Consider the following 3,455-nt stretch of genomic DNA (forward strand, 5'->3'; position numbering starts at 1 on the left):
CAATTCGACGAACCGGTGAGTGGCTTGAGCTTGGGCGGAGTGGAACTGCGCAAGGGCGGCGACGCGATCGCGGTGACCCGCGAGCTGAGCGGCGACCGGAAAACCCTGACGCTGAAGTTGCAACAACCGCTGCTGGCGAACACCGGCTACAGCCTGCACGTCGAAGGCGTGGAAGACCTGAGCGGCAACGTACTGGGCACGGCACAGGACAGAAGCTTCACGACCGGCGCGGGCGCCGACCTGCTCTCGACCAGCGTGGTGCAATACAGTCCGGCCAACAACACCAGCGGCATCGGCCTGAACAGCCCGGTGGTGATCACCTTTGCCGAACGGCTCAACCCGCTGGCATTGAACAGCGACACGATCGCGCTGTACGACGCGGTGACCGGGCAACGGCCGAGCGCGAGCTACGCGCTGAGCGCAGACGGCAAAACCGTCACGCTGACGCCGAACGCCGCGTTGACCGCCAACCGGCAATATTATATTTACATCAGCAACTGGGCGCCGCTACCGGACCAAGCCGGCAATCGGATCAACTACGCCAACTGGTACTTCCGGACCGGGAGCGCCAGCGACCAGGAAGTACCGCTGGTCAGCGGTCAAAACATCGTTGACGGCGCCAGCGGCATCGCGGTCAACGCCAAACTGCGCTTCGTACTGGACGAACCGATCAGCGCCTTCAGCGTCGCCGGCAGCGTCCGGCTCAGCGTCGGCGGCGTCGACGTGGCCGGCACCGCCAGCCTGGGTAGCGACAACCGGACCATCACCTTCACCCCGAGCAGCACGCTGGCGATCAACAGCGACTACACCGTCGTGCTGGATGGCCTGTACGACTATATCGGCAACCGGCTGAGCACCGTAACCAGCCACTTCACGACCGGCGCCAGCGCCAGCGCCGACACCACTGGCGCGACGGTAACGATCAGCCCGGCCAACGCCGCCACCGGCGTCAGCGCCAGCGCGCCGATCACCTTCAGCTTCAGCGAAGCGATCGACCCGACCACCCTGGACAGCGGCATCGCCATCAGCGCCAGCGGCTATAGCGGCCAACTGGCCGGCAGCTTCGCGCAAAGCGGCAACGTCGTCACCTTCAGCCCATTGACCCCGCTGCCCGGCAACACCCAGATCAACATCACCGTCAACGGCGTCCTCGATCTGGCCGGCAACAGCAACAGCTACCGCTACCAATACTTCACCACCGGCACCGGCGGCGACAATACCGCGCCGCAACTGCTATCCATCACCCCGAACGACGGCGCGATGGACGTTTACGGCAACAACCCGATCGTCCTGACCTTCTCCGAATCGCTCAACCAAAGCACGGTCAGCAACAACGTCGGCTTGTTCGTCAACGGTGACGTCGTCAGACCGTCGATCAGCTACTCGGCCGACAGCCGCACCGTCACCCTCAACTACAACCTGCCGGCCTCGGCCCTGGTGACCGTCCTGCTGACCGACGACATCAAAGACCTCAGCGGCAACCGGCTAGCCGACACCGTCAAAGTCTTCACGACCGCGGCGGCCAACGACACCGGCCGGCCTAGCATCGCCACCGCCTTACCCGGCAACGGCGCCTACAACGTGCTGTCCAAAAACAAAATCGTGCTGTACAGCAACGAAGCGCTCAAAGCCAGCAGCCTGGCCGGCGCGCTGCACGTCTCGCAAAATGGCGTCCTGATCACCGGCAACCTGCAACTGATCGGCGACGGCCGTACCCTGGTCTACACCCCGGCGCAGCCCTGGGCGAAAGACGCGCGGATCGAAGTGTTCCTGGACAGCACCGCCCAAGACCTGAGCGGCAATGCCCTGAACAGCTTCTACACCTCGTTCCGGACCGAAGAAGACCCGGCGACGAAAACCCCGTACGTCCTGGCGTTGAACACCGACGACGGCATCACACTGCCGCTGAACCCGGCGATCGAGCTGCAATTCAACGAAGCGCTAGACCCGGCCACGGTCGACAACAGCCGCTTCGTCCTGCGCAACTACTACTACGGCGCCGAAATACCGACCACGGTCAGCCTGCTCAAAGGCAACCGCGTCGTCAGGCTCGTGCCCAACGCCGCGTTGCAAGCCAACCAAGGCTATCAAATCGGCATCCGTGCCGGGGTCAAAGACGCCAGCGGAGCCGAATCGACCTACAACAGCGATTACCTCTGGTACTTCGCGACGGCGGTCGGCGCCACGGCGGACAGCATCGCGCCGAAAGTCACGGCGCTCAGTCCGATCGACGGCGCCGGCCAAGTCGGCATCAACAACCGCGTCTCGATCCGCTTCGACGAAGCGGTCAGCCCGCTGAGCTTCCTCGGCGACGACGGCGACCAGCCGCTGGCGCAAGTGCCGAACTACGATGCGCGTAGCTACTCGCTCAGCTTCAGCGACGGCAACCGGCAAGTCAGCTACCTGCCGCACGAACCGTGGCCGGTGGACAGCGACGTCACGCTAACGGTGGATCAACCCCAAGACTACGCCGGCAACGCCGTGGTCAGCCGGAGCAGCCAATTCAGCACCGGCAACGGTCCGGACACCGCCTCGCCCAGCGTCGTGGAATGGAGCATGGCCGCGAGCGCGACCAACGTCCCGGTCAACGCCGTCTTCAAAGCACGGATGAGCGAAGCGATCGACCCGGTCACGGTCAACGACGGCGGTTTGTACCTGTACGACACCGTCACCGGCCAGCACGTCCCGGCGAGCCTCGACCTGAGCACCGACGGCCGCACGCTCACCCTCGTGCCGACGCAAGCCTTGGCGGTAGGGCGCAACTACTACTTCTACGTCTACTCCGTTCAAGACATGAACGGCAACAACGCCTATCAGAGCCGCTATTTCACGGCGGCACTGACGGCGGACAACCTGGCGCCCAACGTCGTCGGCTACAGCATCGTCGCCGACCAACTCGACGTCCCGACGAACGCAGTGCTGCAAGTGCAATTCGACGAACCGGTGAGTGGCTTGAGCTTGGGCGGAGTGGAACTGCGCAAGGGCGGCGACGCGATCGCGGTGACCCGCGAGCTGAGCGGCGACCGGAAAACCCTGACGCTGAAGTTGCAACAACCGCTGCTGGCGAACACCGGCTACAGCCTGCACGTCGAAGGCGTGGAAGACCTGAGCGGCAACGTACTGGGCACGGCACAGGACAGAAGCTTCACGACCGGCGCGGGCGCCGACCTGCTCTCGACCAGCGTGGTGCAATACAGTCCGGCCAACAACACCAGCGGCATCGGCCTGAACAGCCCGGTGGTGATCACCTTTGCCGAACGGCTCAACCCGCTGGCATTGAACAGCGACACGATCGCGCTGTACGACGCGGTGACCGGGCAACGGCCGAGCGCGAGCTACGCGCTGAGCGCAGACGGCAAAACCGTCACGCTGACGCCGAACGCCGCGTTGACCGCCAACCGGCAATATTATATTTACATCAGCAACTGGGCGCCGCTACCGGACCAAGCCGGCAA

Annotated in this window: 1 protein-coding gene; it reads left to right on the forward strand. The window is 64.3% G+C overall.

What is annotated here, in order from left to right; translation table 11 throughout:
* Window positions 1-3,455, forward strand: a 3,455-nt coding sequence (locus BJL95_RS19460; RefSeq protein ID WP_175463760.1) for an Ig-like domain-containing protein, incomplete at both ends; no start/stop codon positions are given.

Source organism: Methylomonas sp. LWB (assembly GCF_001856095.1).
Lineage (GTDB): Bacteria > Pseudomonadota > Gammaproteobacteria > Methylococcales > Methylomonadaceae > Methylomonas > Methylomonas koyamae_A.